13 protein-coding genes are annotated in these 14,445 nt (G+C 46.2%); 6 read left to right on the forward strand and 7 right to left on the reverse strand.

Translation table 11 applies throughout. The features are described from left to right. The first annotated feature begins 516 nt into the window (after positions 1-516). A complete protein-coding gene (locus Q0K92_RS05870; RefSeq protein WP_297324875.1) occupies positions 517-672 on the forward strand; it encodes a hypothetical protein in 156 nt (51 codons plus the stop codon). Between the two features lie 156 nt (positions 673-828). Here the strand turns inward: Q0K92_RS05870 and Q0K92_RS05875 are convergent, their stop codons facing one another. The 5 genes from Q0K92_RS05875 to Q0K92_RS05895 form a co-directional block, all read right to left on the reverse strand. Next, on the reverse strand, positions 829-2,130 hold the full coding sequence (locus Q0K92_RS05875; RefSeq protein WP_297324876.1) for an MFS transporter: 1,302 nt from the start codon (positions 2,128-2,130) through the stop codon (positions 829-831). A gap of 33 nt (positions 2,131-2,163) precedes the next feature. Beyond that, positions 2,164-3,549: a class II fumarate hydratase gene (fumC, locus tag Q0K92_RS05880; RefSeq protein WP_297324877.1), complete on the reverse strand. Its 1,386-nt coding sequence runs from the start codon at positions 3,547-3,549 to the stop codon at positions 2,164-2,166. 93 nt (positions 3,550-3,642) lie between these two features. Beyond that, complete coding sequence (locus Q0K92_RS05885; protein WP_297324878.1) at positions 3,643-4,671, reverse strand: DUF4062 domain-containing protein; 1,029 nt, start codon at positions 4,669-4,671, stop codon at positions 3,643-3,645. A 55-nt stretch (positions 4,672-4,726) separates the two neighbouring features. After that, positions 4,727-5,923, reverse strand: coding sequence for a ribonucleotide-diphosphate reductase subunit beta (locus Q0K92_RS05890; protein WP_297324879.1), 1,197 nt, complete (start codon positions 5,921-5,923; stop codon positions 4,727-4,729). Positions 5,924-5,956: 33 nt separating this feature from the next. Beyond that, positions 5,957-8,821 carry a ribonucleoside-diphosphate reductase subunit alpha gene (locus tag Q0K92_RS05895; RefSeq protein WP_297324880.1) on the reverse strand — a complete coding sequence of 955 codons (2,865 nt, stop codon included), beginning with the start codon at positions 8,819-8,821 and terminating at the stop codon, positions 5,957-5,959. 247 nt (positions 8,822-9,068) lie between these two features. On the opposite strand from Q0K92_RS05895, the gene Q0K92_RS05900 reads away from it, so the two are divergent. From Q0K92_RS05900 to Q0K92_RS05920, 5 genes are all read left to right on the forward strand, one after another. Then, positions 9,069-9,233 (forward strand): hypothetical protein, encoded by a 165-nt coding sequence (locus Q0K92_RS05900; RefSeq protein ID WP_297324881.1) that lies wholly within the window; start codon positions 9,069-9,071, stop codon positions 9,231-9,233. A 154-nt stretch (positions 9,234-9,387) separates the two neighbouring features. After that, a complete protein-coding gene (locus Q0K92_RS05905) occupies positions 9,388-10,440 on the forward strand; it encodes an acyltransferase (RefSeq protein ID WP_297324882.1) in 1,053 nt (350 codons plus the stop codon). A gap of 116 nt (positions 10,441-10,556) precedes the next feature. Continuing rightward, positions 10,557-11,162 carry a LemA family protein gene (locus tag Q0K92_RS05910; protein WP_297324883.1) on the forward strand — a complete coding sequence of 202 codons (606 nt, stop codon included), beginning with the start codon at positions 10,557-10,559 and terminating at the stop codon, positions 11,160-11,162. A 5-nt stretch (positions 11,163-11,167) separates the two neighbouring features. After that, positions 11,168-12,088, forward strand: a complete 921-nt coding sequence (locus Q0K92_RS05915) for a YgcG family protein (RefSeq protein WP_297324884.1) — start codon at positions 11,168-11,170, stop codon at positions 12,086-12,088. Beyond that, positions 12,089-12,592 carry a TPM domain-containing protein gene (locus Q0K92_RS05920; RefSeq protein ID WP_297324885.1) on the forward strand — a complete coding sequence of 168 codons (504 nt, stop codon included), beginning with the start codon at positions 12,089-12,091 and terminating at the stop codon, positions 12,590-12,592. 11 nt (positions 12,593-12,603) lie between these two features. Here the strand turns inward: Q0K92_RS05920 and Q0K92_RS05925 are convergent, their stop codons facing one another. Next, the gene (locus Q0K92_RS05925; protein WP_297324886.1) at positions 12,604-13,047 is read right to left on the reverse strand and encodes a pyrimidine dimer DNA glycosylase/endonuclease V; all 444 of its coding nucleotides are present in this window, start codon (positions 13,045-13,047) and stop codon (positions 12,604-12,606) included. Positions 13,048-13,089: 42 nt separating this feature from the next. Continuing rightward, positions 13,090-14,247 (reverse strand): DNA polymerase IV, encoded by a 1,158-nt coding sequence (gene dinB / locus Q0K92_RS05930; protein WP_297324887.1) that lies wholly within the window; start codon positions 14,245-14,247, stop codon positions 13,090-13,092. Positions 14,248-14,445: the final 198 nt, after the last annotated feature.

A 14,445-nucleotide genomic window follows, 5' to 3' on the forward strand; every position in this document is an offset into this window, starting at 1 on the left:
TCACCCAGAATATATAACCTTAACAGACGGGATGCTGATTCAGGGATTTTCTTAGTTCCTTTTTTCCATTGCTTAATTGTTTTTTGATTTTCTCCGGTTATTCTTTCGATTTCTTGGCAGTCGATGCTTTTTATTAGATCTTCCATTTTTTCTGCCCAAAGATTACATCATTGCAAACTTCTGGAAGCTTTATTATTTAAACAAAGCAATGTTTCATATTGATTAAAAAGGTTTATATCACTTAACGGGTTTAGGGATATTCAGCAAAACGTGAATAAATAGAAAGAGGGTTTGGAAGGGATTTGAATCTAGATAAAAACTTATAAAATTTTCTCTTACAATAATTAATGATATGTACAATTTTACATAATACAAATTATTGGCAATAAACTGGTATTAGTTGCAAAACCCTGAATAGCATTTAATAAAGGATTATTAGCTTATAACGTGTTATAGTTCATGTGTGACAAATAAGCAGTAAAAATATTTTTATAAATTTTAAGGATAAAGCTACAAATGAAACATTCAGTATTTTTTGTTGTAATATTTTTCGCACTAACATTAGTGGCTTGTGGTAAACCTACAGCGCCGGAAAGTGCAAGTTCTGACAATTATGGCACGACACATGAAGGTAAGCCTGCTGAAGGTCGTAATGAGCTTCCAGGAAAATAAAAATAGCTTATAAAAAGCTATTGTACGATTTATCGTTCAATGTCGTTTAATCGACTGAGAGATACCCTGTAGGATCTATTCTGTTGTTCCTACAGGCGCTTTACAAAATGAAAAATCTTAGTAATAGAATCGCTCTTGCAGTTTAAAGAAAGCCGCTCAGTAATTGATTTTAGCCATTTCGCGTCCTCTGCGCTCATTCACAGTGGCAAGCAATGCGAGACCCAGTATAAAAAACACCAGCGTACTGAGTAACGCGATGCGGTGATCCCCCTCGAATAAATAGACTATGCCGCCATAAGTCAGTGGCCCGATAATCGCTGATAATTTTGTCGCCAATCCCCATAAGCCAAAGAATTCGCCTTGCCGCCCAAGCGGTGTGAATTGCCCTACCAATGCCCTACCCGCTGATTGCGCGCCACCAAGTGCAATGCCAATTAAATTGGCGGCAATCCAGAATAACGCCTCATCAGTAGCAAAATAAGCACAAATAATCGCTGCAGACCAGATCAGCAAGGTCATGGCAATACATCGACTGGAGCCGATTCGATCCTGCAGATGACCACACACAAAAGCACCGATTGCCGCGGTCACATTCACCACCATGATCAGAATAATCGTATCCTGAGTTTTGAATCCCATGACTTCTTGCGCATACACCGCTGCTAACACGATGACGATATGAATACCGGAATAATAGGTGGTTAATGAGATTAAAAAGCGAAATAAATCGGTGTGCTGACTTGCGTGTCGCAGCGTACTGCTTAATCGCTCAAATCCTATTCGTATTAAATGACTATTTTTAATTGATTTTGAAACCCCATTACGTTCGCGTAGCCAGAGCAATGTCGGTAAAGCGGCGATTCCAAATAAGGCGGCGACAATCAATGTGGAAACGGGTACATAGTGTGCAGCATCCAGCCCTTGATTTTCTGCATAAGTGACATACGCCAGACATAAAGCCAATGACAGCAAACCACCCAAATAACCCAGTGACCAGCCATAACCGGAAAGCCGTCCTATCGTTTCTGGAGTGCTGATTTCAGGTAAGAATGCCGCGATTAAGTTTTCGCCGCTGGCAAACATAAAGGTCGCCAGTATGACCAAAATAATCGCCAAAATGACATCGCCGGGGCCGACGCAGCTCAATAATGCGGTAAACAGCACGCAACCCAATGTCGTCACGACCAGAAAACGTTTTTTTGCGCCGGAATAATCAGCGATCGCACCCACCACGGGTGCACTGAGTAAAACCAGAATGTTGGCGGCGGCGATTGTCAGCGTCCACAGCAGCGTGGCGTGGCCATTACCACGCTCAGCGGCAACCACGCCGACAAAATACGCATTGAAAATGGCCGTCAGTATGACGGTGGTGTAGCCTGAATTGGCGAAATCGTACATGCACCACGCAAAACGTTCACGGCGCGTCGCTGAATCGGTATTTTTGCTGGTTGATAACATGGTAATGCGGTAAGGGAGGCAAATTAAATCGCCCTACTTCCCTACCATTTTTTCCGGAATAACCCAGGATTCAAACTGCTCAGCAGTGACATAACCGGTTGCAATCGCGGCGGCTTTTAACGTGATGCCTTCACGATGCGCTTTTTTGGCGATTTCGGCCGCTTTGTCATAGCCGATGTGTGGATTCAGCGCGGTGACCAGCATCAGGGAATGATGCATCAGCATGTCGATGCGCTCAATATCGGCTTCTATGCCGATTGCACAGTTGTTGTTAAAGCTGATCATGGCATCTGTAAGCAAGCGCACGCTCTGAAGAAAATTATGAATGATCATCGGTTTCATGACATTCAATTCAAAATTACCCATCGCACCACCCATATTGATCGCCACATCATTACCCATCACCTGACAACATACCATCGTCATGGCTTCGGATTGTGTCGGATTGACTTTGCCCGGCATAATGGAACTGCCCGGTTCATTTTCAGGGATTCTAAGCTCACCGATACCGCAACGCGGCCCGGATGCAAGCCAACGAATATCATTGGCGATTTTCATCAGCGATGCCGCCAATGTTTTCAATGCGCCGTGCGCATGCACCAATGCATCATTACTGGCCAGCGCTTCAAATTTGTTCGGTGCACTGACAAATGACAACGCGGTTAAACGGGAAAGCTCGGCAGCCACTCGCCCGGCAAACTCAGGATGCGCATTGAGTCCGGTGCCCACCGCCGTGCCGCCCAGAGCCAGTTCATGCAAGTGCGCCATGGATGCCTGTACGTGCTTCAATCCATGATCCAGTTGCGCAACATAACCGGAAAATTCCTGCCCCAACGTCAGTGGCGTAGCATCCTGCAAATGGGTGCGACCAATTTTAACAATACCGGAGAACGCGACTACTTTAGCGGCCAGAGTTTTTCTTAATAAGCGGATGGCCGGATTCAGGCGATGGTGCAACTCCTGTATGGCGGCCACGTGCATTGCGGTGGGAAAAACATCATTGGACGATTGGCCTTTGTTGACATCGTCATTGGGATGAATTTTCCGGTCTGCGCCGCGCCCGCCACCCAAAATTTCCGAAGCCCGATTCGCCAGCACCTCGTTCATATTCATGTTAGTTTGCGTGCCTGAGCCGGTTTGCCACACAACCAGTGGAAACTGATCGTTATGATCGCCGGCAACCACTTCATCGGCAGCACGAATAATGGCGGCCGTACTGGCAGCATCCAGCAATCCCAGATCATGATTGACCGTAGCTGCTGCACGTTTGACCTTTGCCAGTGCTTGAATCAAGGCAATGGGCATATGCTCATTAGAAATTTTGAAGTTCTGCAACGAGCGCTGCGTTTGTGCACCCCATAATGCGGCGGCGGGTACCTCGACCACGCCCATGGTGTCATGTTCTTCACGGGTTTGCATGGGTATTTACCTCACTGAATCGGATAAATTTGGGTACTGGCTTACTAAGATTCCGGTTTGACATTTCATTCATTGCATATATATAACACTCAATCAGGGTCGCACCGCTTGCGGTGCATTCCCTTGCAACGAAAGGTTGGGACATTCACGAATAACTCGACTTTCCAGCATAAGCCGCTCGCCTCGATCGGTAAGTGACCAGAACAACGCCATGCTCCCCTGGGTAGTTTTGGTGTATTGGGTCTGAATTAGTCCATAAGCATTGAGCTGAATGGCAACGGTCTTGAATTCTTGATCATTGATTCTTGGGGTGCCCCCTTTCTTTCCAGCTCGCTCAAAGAGAGATTCAGACAGTTTAACCTTCACAGATGTATCGTTAGGATGCTCAATAAGATATGGGGCAATGAGCGCAAATAAATCTCTCCAAGAGATTGAACACTTGAATGTATCTTTACCATAGGAAGCGTAGTATGTTCCGCGAAAGGTATACAAGGAGTCTATATTGGCAATGTCGTCGATAACTGGCCGGTCAGCTGAGGCCAATCTCTGAATGGATTGTTCGAGCTCTGTGTTCTGCTTTCTAAGTTCGTTGAGCTCAAGTAGCAAAGTTTCATTCGGAACACTGCTTGCCCGTACCCAACCGACCGCAGGAAAAGTCTTAATAGTTTTAGACAAGCTAAGCGCTACCAGACCAGGAAGCTCCTCTGTCGTTTTCCAGAATTTAACCAAACGCCCCGTCATGGCTTTTTGTTTGAAGCTCTCGAGTCGAGCTCGTAAGTCGGGTTCTTTCTCCGATTTTCCAAAGGGGATGTTATCCGATTCCCCATGGACTAGAGCAATCACCTTGAGCCCAATACTTACGGCGTAATCGAACTCCTTTTCCGTGTAGCTAATGCCGTCAGGTGTGGTCGATCCATACCGACCACCAATTACAAGTAAGTAGTAGTCACAGTCGTCAATGACTTTCTTAATGAATAACCACTGTTCTTCATCTGTAGCTGGGAACAGTTCCATGCCAGCGGGAATGCAATCCATCTCCATCAGCGCCTGTATTACGCGCTGTCGTTCTTCTTTTAAGTCAGCATATGTAGAACTGACAAAGACTTGATATCGCTTATTCATAACAAATCTGACTCACTAAGCCCATAATATATGCGATGGTTAGCTATTCATCGGATCAATCCCAACTCAACGCACCACCGGTTTGATATTCCGTCACCCGCGTCTCAAAGAAATTCTTTTCTTTCTTGAGATCAATCATTTCCGACATCCACGGGAATGGATTGCTGGCATTCGGATAAAGGATATCCAGACCAATTTGCTGGCAGCGGCGATTCGCGATATAGCGCAAATATTCCTTGAACATCGGTGCATTCATGCCCAACACGCCGCGTGGCATGGTGTCTTCGGCATAGCGGTATTCCAGCGCAACCGCTTTCTGCATCAGCTCATTGGCCTCATCGCGGAATGCCTTGGTCCATAAATGCGGATTTTCCATCTTGATCTGGTTGATCACATCAATACCGAAATTACAGTGCATCGATTCATCGCGCAGAATATATTGATATTGCTCGGCCGCGCCGGTCATCTTGTTTTGTCTGCCGAGTGCGAGAATCTGCGTAAAGCCGACATAAAAGAACAGCCCTTCCATAATGCAGGCAAAAACGATCAGGCTCTTGAGTAATTGCTGGTCGGTTTCTTGCGTACCGGTTTTGAAGTGCGGGTTCGTCAAGGTATCAATAAATGGAATCAGAAATTCATCCTTGTCGCGGATGGAAGACACTTCATGATACGCGTTGAATATTTCACCTTCATCCAGCCCCAGTGATTCCACAATATATTGATAAGCATGGGTATGAATGGCTTCCTCAAATGCCTGACGCAGCAAATACTGACGGCACTCGGGATTGGTAATATGGCGATACGTACCCAGTACGATATTATTGGCAGCCAATGAATCCGCCGTCACAAAGAAACCCAGATTGCGTTTGACCAGGCGACGCTCATCCTCGGTCAAGCCATTGGGATCCTTCCATAAGGAAATATCGCGGCTCATACTAATCTCCTGCGGCATCCAGTGATTGGCGCAGGCGCCCAGATATTTATCCCAGGCCCATTTGTATTTGAACGGCACCAGTTGATTGACATCCGCGTTGCAATTGATGATTTGCTTGTCTTCAACCGATATGCGACGGTTGGCGCTTCCGGCTATCGCCTGGTCGGTAACTGTTTCACTGGTATCTGCAGCAGTATCACCATGCCGATGCAATGGCGATGGTGTCAACAAGTCAGAATCCTGCGCGCCTAGTCGATGCAATGGATTGATTTGTGGCGGTATTTCAGCTTTTACGGGTTCATCTTCAAATGTCAGCATGGCTTACTCCTTTTTTCATATCCATTCGGTCGGTTATTGGCACGATTCGCAACTTTCATCATCGATCGCGCAATATTTGATTTCGATGGAAGATACTTCCATCATGGCTTTAGCGATACCGCCATCGGACGGCACGGCATTCAATGAACCTGCACGCACGGTCGATTTTTCAGCCGCTGTCGCACCCATCGAACGCAAATAATAAGTGGTTTTTAGACCACGAATCCAGGCCAGTTTGTAGGTATCATCCAATTTCTTGCCGGAAACCCCCGCCATATAAATATTCAGCGATTGCGATTGATCGATCCACTTTTGCCGCCGTGCACCGGCTTCGATCAGCCACAACGGATCCATTTCAAATGCAGTGGCGTACAGGGTGCGGACATTTTCCGGTATGCGGTCTATCTTACTGATGGCGCCGTCGAAATATTTCAGGTCCGCGATCATGACTTCATCCCACAGATTGAGCTTCTTCAGATCGTTGACCAGGGATTTATTGGCAATCGTAAATTCACCCGATAAATTGGATTTAACATACAGATTCTGATAAGTCGGCTCAATACTGGCCGATACGCCGACGATGTTGGATATCGTTGCGGTCGGCGCAATCGCCAAGCAGTTTGAGTTGCGCATGCCATGTTCGTTAATGCGTTGACGCAATGCATCCCAATCCAGTGTCGTGGATAAATCCGCTTCGACAAAGCCACCCCGTTCTTTGCGCAATATTTCCAAGGTGTCATGCGGCAGGATGCCGCGATCCCACAAACTGCCTTTATAAGAACTATAGCGACCGCGTTCTTCGGCCAATTCGGTCGACGCCCAATACGCCTGATAAGCCACTGCTTCCATCGAACGATCGGCAAACTCGACTGCCTCGTTGGAACTATATGGAATACCCAATTGATGCAGGCAATCCTGGAATCCCATAATGCCCAACCCGACCGGCCGGTGTTTGAGATTGGCGTTTCTGGCTTTTGCCACCGCATAGAAATTGATGTCGACGACATTATCCAGCATGCGCATGGCAATCCGAATCGTGCGTTTCAGTTTGTCCATATCCAGCGCGCCATTTTTCAGATGCGCCACCAGATTCACTGAGCCCAGATTACATACCGCAATTTCCTTGTCATTGGTATTCAAGGTGATTTCCGTACATAAATTGGAACTATGAACCACGCCGACATGATTCTGCGGTGAGCGCACATTGCATGGATCTTTAAAAGTGATCCAGGGATGACCTGTCTCAAACAGCATGCTCAGCATCTTGCGCCACAATTGCACCGCCGGAATTTTTTTGTACAACGCCAGTTCACCACGCTCGATTTTGGCTTCATACGCCAAATAGGCTTGTTCGAATTGCTGACCGAATTTTTCATGCAAATCCGGTACATCCGAAGGCGAGAACAATGTCCAGTCGCCGCCCTCCATGACCCGCTTCATAAACAAATCGGGAATCCACGTGGCGGTATTCATGTCGTGCGTACGGCGACGATCATCGCCGGTATTTTTGCGCAACTCCAGAAATTCCTCGATATCCAGATGCCAGCATTCCAGATATGCACATACCGCGCCTTTGCGTTTGCCGCCTTGATTCACGGCCACCGCGGTATCCGATACCACTTTGAGAAAAGGCACCACGCCTTGCGATTTGCCGTTGGTACCCTTGATACGTGCACCCAGGGCGCGCACTGCGGTCCAGTCATTGCCCAATCCGCCGGCATATTTGGCCAGTAACGCATTTTCCTTAATGGCTTCGTAAATGCCATCCAAATCATCCGGTACTGTCGTCAGGTAGCACGATGACAATTGCGAACGGCAAGTGCCGGAGTTGAATAAAGTCGGTGTTGAACTCATGAAATCAAAGCTGGATAGCACGTGATAAAACTCGATGGCACGTGCTTCCCGGTCAATTTCATTCAATGCCAAGCCCATGGCCACGCGCATAAAAAAAGCTTGCGGCAATTCAATGCGCTGTTCTTTGATATGCAGAAAGTAACGGTCATAGAGCGTTTGCAAACCCAGATAATCAAATTGCAGATCCCGTTCGGCATCCAGTGCTTCCGCCAAACGCGCCAAATCGAACTGCGCCAAGCGCTCGTCCAGAAGCTCGGCTTCGATGCCACGTTTAATGAAAACCGGAAAATAATTGGTATAGTGCGCTTGCATCGTCTGCTGGGAAACTTCCTCGCCGAGCACTTCATAGCGCATGTTATTCAGCAATAATCGTGCAGTGACATAGCTATACGCAGGGTCTTTTTCGATCAAAACGCGCGCGGACAGAATCACGGATTTCCTGACTTCATCGAGCGATACACCGTCATACAAATCCTTTAATGTGGCTTTCAGAATCAAGGAAGCATCGACCGCATTTTCCAATCCACTGCATGAAGACTCAATCAGCGCAGATAATTTGACCAAATCCAACGGGATTCTTTGCCCGTTATCCACAACATATAACGTCTCCGCCGCTATCTCCGTGGCAGTTTTTTGCTTGAGCTTGGCTCTTTCACGCGCACGGTCTTCACGATACAGCACGTAAGCACGCGCCACATCGTGTTCACCGGAGCGCATCAAGGCGAGCTCGACTTGGTCCTGAATATCTTCAATATGGAAAGTGCCGCTATCCGGCTGGCGACGCAGCAATGCATTCGCCACATCATTCGTCAAACTTGCAACCACCTCACGCACCCTGACAGATGCCGCGCCTTGGCCACCATCCACTGCGATAAAAGCCTTGGTCATGGCGACAGATATCTTGCTTGGTTCGAATGCGACGACTGCACCGTTACGACGAATGACTTTATATTGAGAAAAACGCGAATTTTGTGACCCAGTATCTAAAAAACTTTGATTTCCAGGAGTAGGTTTGAGGTTAGTATGTTCCGTAGCAAGTTGCATCGATGTTCTCCCCTAACTGATTATTCAAGATAGAGAATATAAATTTCTGTTGATTCAATGAAATATTATTTCTCTGTATAACCACAACATATAGTGCAATAACAAAATTTTTGCGGCATTGATGGTAGTGCAAGTATTGCACACTTCAATAAAAGTTGAAAACTTTTTGTTTACTTCGGTGTGATTAATTTGCTCAATCAAGTCGTACTGCCTTGATTGATCTACTGTTCAGGTATCATTGTAAAAATTGAATGAATCGCCCTATATTGGACAATTGATTCTTGATGGGAGATATACGCAAGGATCACTGACTCCGGTATTTATCAGCACACTGATTCTGAGTGGCTGTAGCTACAATCCGCTCTACTCAGCGGATGAGCAGATTAAAGCAGACTGGGCGGCAAAGAATTAACTAGATAATAAAAGTGTTTTGTCTCTCGATGCCCTGCCTTAACATTTTTCATTAAGCTACGGAGCCATGATATTCACCAGAATGATTCAATATGCCAATCTGTAAATAACGACATAATTTCTTACAACCCATCATTTAGACTCAGGAAAGTCAAGTGCACACATACATTGGTATTGAATTTGCGCGGGGTATAGCCGCATTCATGGTACTTACATCACATTATGCTCATTTCCTCACTGAAGAAAGAACAGCATTAAATTTCTTATGGACAGGGGTTGATCTTTTTTTCGTAATCAGTGGTTTTGTTTTTGCAAAACTGATTTTCTCTTCACAGGTTAATGTCAGCGCATTCTTTATAAAAAGATTCTTTAGGATTTATCCCCTCTATTTCGTTTCTTTAGTCATTTATTTTCTCTTGAGTAGCGATAATGCAGAGAAAGTAAATTATTTCATTCACCATGTATTCTTTTTGCACACAACGAACTCAAAAGAAGAAGCCTTCTTTTTTAACGCTGCATTCTGGAGTCTACCTGTTGAAATGGAATTTTATATATTTATTCCTATACTGATATTCTTCCTTAAAAAGTGCAAAAAACTTCTTTTTGGCATATTGATGTTCTCAATGTTTCTGAAATTATTTTTGTACAGTAATTCAGCCCACCCTGCCATCAATACCTATGACATACTGAGCGTTCATTTAGTAGGTCTCTTGCCCGAATTTTTAATAGGCGTATATCTCTACCAGTTTGTTATTTTTAGTAAAAGCTATCGCAAAGGCACGCTCATGCAATGGAATTTAATCAGTGCCTGTCTTGGAATTGTATTAATCTCGATTCTGGCAATATATTTTATAAAGAATGGTGATGATGGGCTAAGAGCCAATACTTTAATTGGAGGATGGTTTAACTTTGCATGCGCTCTTGGTTATGCACTCATATTATTTCCACTTACCTCTATCGATCAATGGAAATCATCAGAAAATTTTCATAATATCTTCATATATATTGGTTCAGTCAGCTATCCTGTTTATCTTGTGCACAATGCAACTCCAAAATTATTTCAGGAGATTGGCGTCGATATGAGTGGTGTTGGTCTTTTTATAGCTTGCACTACACTCACCATCATCGCTTCAATTTTCTTGCACCGCTACATTGAAGAACCATTCAGAGTATATGGCAGAAACTTGTCCAATAAATGGAGAAGCTAGTCTTATTTTGCTTAATCAAGCGTGCTACCTTGATTGATTTACTCTTCAGGTATCATTGTAAAAATTGAATGAGTCGCCATATATTGAATAATTGATTTTTTATGGGAGGCATACGTATGCACAAAGGATTACTTACTCTGATATTTATCAGCACACTGATTCTGAGTGGTTGCGGCTACAATACACTCCAATCAACGGATGAGCAGATTAAAGCAAGCTGGGCGGAAGTGTTGAATCAATATAAACGCCGTGCTGATCTGGTTCCCAATTTGGTTAATGCGGTCAAAGGATTTGCTGCGCAGGAAAAGGAGGTGCTATTAGGTGTCACCAATGCGCGTTCCAAAGTTGGCGGCATTCAAGCCACACCGGAACTCATGAATGATCCAGAAGCATTTGCCAAGTTTCAGAATGCACAAGGAGAATTATCGAGCGCGCTTTCGCGTTTGCTGGTTGTGTCGGAAAATTATCCTGAGCTGAAATCGGATGCCAATTTCCGCGACTTGCAGGCCCAACTGGAAGGTACCGAAAACCGCATTACGGTAGCCCGCAACCGGTATATCAAAGCAGTACAGGAATACAATATCGTGGTGCGTTCTTTTCCCAGCAATCTCACAGCCATGGCATTCGGTTTTCAAACCAAACCCAGCTTCACTGTTGACAATGAACAGGAAATTTCCGCGGCACCCAAGGTTGACTTTAACCTTCAAGCACCCGCCAGGTAAGCACAATGCTTTACACGCCACCTGGTAACACGATGATATCCGCCGGAATGCTACAGGTTTGGATAAGAATTCTGGTGCTAGCCACCCTACTGTTCACTGCAGTATGTTCCCAAGCGGATGTGGCGATTCCGCCGCTTAAATCTCATGTCACTGACCTGACTGCAACACTTTCCACCCATGAGGTCACGCTTCTGGAGCAAAAATTAGCGGCACTTGAACAGACAAAAGGCAGTCAGATTGCGGTGTTGATCGTACCCACGACACAGCCTGAAGCGATTGAGCAATATGCCATACGCGTTGTTGAGGCTTGGAAAATAGGGCGTAAAAAAATTGATGACGGTGCATTGCTGCTCATTGCCAAAAATGACCGGGCATTGCGCATAGAAGTCGGCTACGGCTTGGAAGGCGTATTGCCTGACGCCATGGCAAAACGCATTATCGAGGAAATCATCGTACCGCAATTTAAAGCGGGAAGCTTTGCGGACGGTATTACTGCGGGCATTGATGCCATGCTCAGTTTGATTGCGGGAGAACCACTGCCACCACCAACCCGGCACAGCGCTGCTTCCCCCAATTTCAGCAGCGCACTTGATCACTTTATTCCCATTTTAATAGGACTCATCGTATTGGGAAGGTTGTTGCAGACATTGCTCGGGCGCCTTGCCGGAGCCACTGTAACAAGTATTGGCACAGGGTTGATCGGCTGGCTCATGCTTTCTTCTATCGCTGCTGCGCTACTGGCAGCTGTTTTTGTATTCCTTTTCAGTCTTTTTCAACAGACGGGCAACGGTTTTTATAGGAATGGGCGTGGCAATTGGCCCAACGATCATTATCGCGGTGGCAATAGTGGATACGACGGTTTCGGCGGAGGATTCGGTGGTGGAGGCGGCGGATTTGGCGGCGGTGGCGCGTCGGGGAGGTGGTAAATGAATTTGACCCGCATCCTACGCCATCTGTTAACCGGACAACTGGCAGTACGCCGCAAATTCCCCGCCGCTTCTCTGACGGCTATCGAACACGCGATTCAGCAATCGGAAATGCAGCATGACGGTGAAATTTGTTTTGCCGTCGAGGCCGCACTCAATACCACCGCATTGCTCAGAAATCAAACCGCTCGTGAGCGTGCGCTGGAAGTATTTTCCCAGCTGTGCATCTGGGATACCGAGCACAACAATGGCGTATTGATTTATTTGTTACTTGCCGATCGTGATGTGGAAATCATCGTGGATCGCGGCATTCATGCCAAAGTGGCTAGCCATGAATGGGAGACGATTTGCCGTGCGATGGAAACAGCATTCCGGCAACAGCAATTTGAAACAGGCGTCATTGAAGGCATTCATACCATCAGCCATCATTTACAAAAACACTTTCCGCCTCGTCAGGGCAATGAGAAAAATGAGCTTGCTGATAAGCCGGTGATTATTCGGTGATCCGGGGATAATCATCGTTGCAAGACCGTGACTATTTCCCAGGCTTCTCTAGCGCCATCCACTTGATTAAATATGGGATGCAGTTTGATCTCAGTGATTGTACATAGCCGTGTGTATCTTTCCGGGTCACGCCTCCTGAGTTTTTCCAATAAGTGATTGAGTTCATAAGCTACCTGACCCGTGGTCACAGTAATTAATCCACGCAATTCCTCATTGATGATTTTATTTCTGTCGAAATGATAACCTCGCTGATCCGCCTCATCCGCAACACTGCGCAAGTAATCGGCAATCGCCCCTGCAGGATTTTCAGCAGCCTTAAATCGTATTAGTTGCGGATGGTTTTTATATCCCTTGGTTTTGCCAAGTAGCACATGCTGCGCTAACAGCCCTTCCCGCCACAGTGCAACCAACCCTTTTGCATCCAGATAGCCTGGGTGTATTGACCAAAGTCTCATAGTTATTCCGTATACAGTGTCGTCAATAATATTTATAAAATATCAGCTTATGAGCGGCAATTCTCTCTGCGGAGAGATTGCGGCATCATGCATCGAATGGATCGGAGACAGTGCGCTGGCTTTTACCCCAAGCAGCCGAAGCTTTTTTCTTAGCGATACCCGCCGCAGGCATTCTCCCGCTGCACGGCGTATTACTGCAGGATCGGCAGTATGTGTGGTTAATGTAAAATCGCGCGTGATTGTGCGGAAATCCTCGAATCGTAATTTGATGCTGATGGTACGGCCAACATACCCTTTATGCGTTAAATCCTCCGCCACTTGTGTACATAGCGTTGTGAATGCCTCTGATAGCATCAGGCGATCCTGGCGAGGATGCAGGTCGCGTTCAAATGTAGTTTCCCGGCTGATGGATTTGGGCTTGGCATCAGTGATTACCGGGCGTTGATCAATGCCGCGGGAAACTTCATATAGCCAAGCCGAATAACTGCGGCCAAAATGGATTTGCAGGAAACTCAAATCAGCTTGTGCCAATTCGGCGATGGTTGTGATACCGAGCAGCGCGAGTTTTTGGGCGGCTTTGGGGCCGATACCGTTGATTTTACGCACCGATAATGGCCAGATTCGAGCGGGAATATCAGACATCTCCAGCACAGTGAGTCCATCGGGTTTTTCTAAATCCGAACAGATTTTAGAGAGCAATTTATTCGGTGCGATACCGATTGAACACGATAACCCGGTAGCATCCCTTACTGCTTGCTTGATACGTTGTGCAAGCACTAAAGTATCATCGGGAAGATGACTCAAATCAATGTAGATTTCATCAATGCCGGAATCCTCGATGTGTGAGGCAATGCCGGCAACCGCCGCTTTAAACAGACGCGAATAATGGCGATAACTATCAAAATCGACCGGCAAAAGAATTGCATCCGGTGCGAGCTGCGCTGCTTTCATGACACTCATCGCAGAGAAAACACCTGCTGCGCGCGCTTCATAAGTGGCGGTTGTAATCACACCGCGACCACTATATTCACGCAGCCTGAAAAAATGTTTGCTGCCATCTGCCTGCAGCGTGGGCATGTGCTCGGGGCGTCCGCCGATTACCACGGGTAAGCCGCGTAACTCCGGATAACGTAGCAGCTCAACCGATGCATAAAAGGCATCCATATCCAGATGAGCAATGCGGCGCTGTGAAGTATTCATTGATATATCAACTAAGGGGACAAGCCCATATCCGTACGGATAAATGCCAATTACACCATAAATTTACATAACTGCCCTACTTCTTCAAACAGCGCATTGTGCAGCTGCGCAATGTTGTTCTGCAACACCACTTCATAGTGCTGATGACTATTTGTTGATGGGATTCTCAATAATATTAGTTAATGAAAGATAAACAAG

Origin of the sequence: Nitrosomonas sp., assembly GCF_024282095.1 — a bacterium.
Classification (GTDB): Bacteria; Pseudomonadota; Gammaproteobacteria; order Burkholderiales; family Nitrosomonadaceae; genus Nitrosomonas.

Bases quoted from the DNA above. Each gene is read 5' to 3' on its own strand.
- Q0K92_RS05870 (WP_297324875.1), top strand. From the start codon at position 517: ATGAAACATTCAGTATTTTTTGTTGTAATATTTTTCGCACTAACATTA.
- Q0K92_RS05875 (WP_297324876.1), bottom strand. From the start codon at position 2,130: ATGTTATCAACCAGCAAAAATACCGATTCAGCGACGCGCCGTGAACGT.
- fumC (WP_297324877.1), bottom strand. From the start codon at position 3,549: ATGCAAACCCGTGAAGAACATGACACCATGGGCGTGGTCGAGGTACCC.
- Q0K92_RS05885 (WP_297324878.1), bottom strand. From the start codon at position 4,671: ATGAATAAGCGATATCAAGTCTTTGTCAGTTCTACATATGCTGACTTA.
- Q0K92_RS05890 (WP_297324879.1), bottom strand. From the start codon at position 5,923: ATGCTGACATTTGAAGATGAACCCGTAAAAGCTGAAATACCGCCACAA.
- Q0K92_RS05895 (WP_297324880.1), bottom strand. From the start codon at position 8,821: ATGCAACTTGCTACGGAACATACTAACCTCAAACCTACTCCTGGAAAT.
- Q0K92_RS05910 (WP_297324883.1), top strand. From the start codon at position 10,557: ATGCACAAAGGATTACTTACTCTGATATTTATCAGCACACTGATTCTG.
- Q0K92_RS05915 (WP_297324884.1), top strand. From the start codon at position 11,168: ATGCTTTACACGCCACCTGGTAACACGATGATATCCGCCGGAATGCTA.
- Q0K92_RS05920 (WP_297324885.1), top strand. From the start codon at position 12,089: ATGAATTTGACCCGCATCCTACGCCATCTGTTAACCGGACAACTGGCA.
- Q0K92_RS05925 (WP_297324886.1), bottom strand. From the start codon at position 13,047: ATGAGACTTTGGTCAATACACCCAGGCTATCTGGATGCAAAAGGGTTG.
- dinB (WP_297324887.1), bottom strand. From the start codon at position 14,247: ATGAATACTTCACAGCGCCGCATTGCTCATCTGGATATGGATGCCTTT.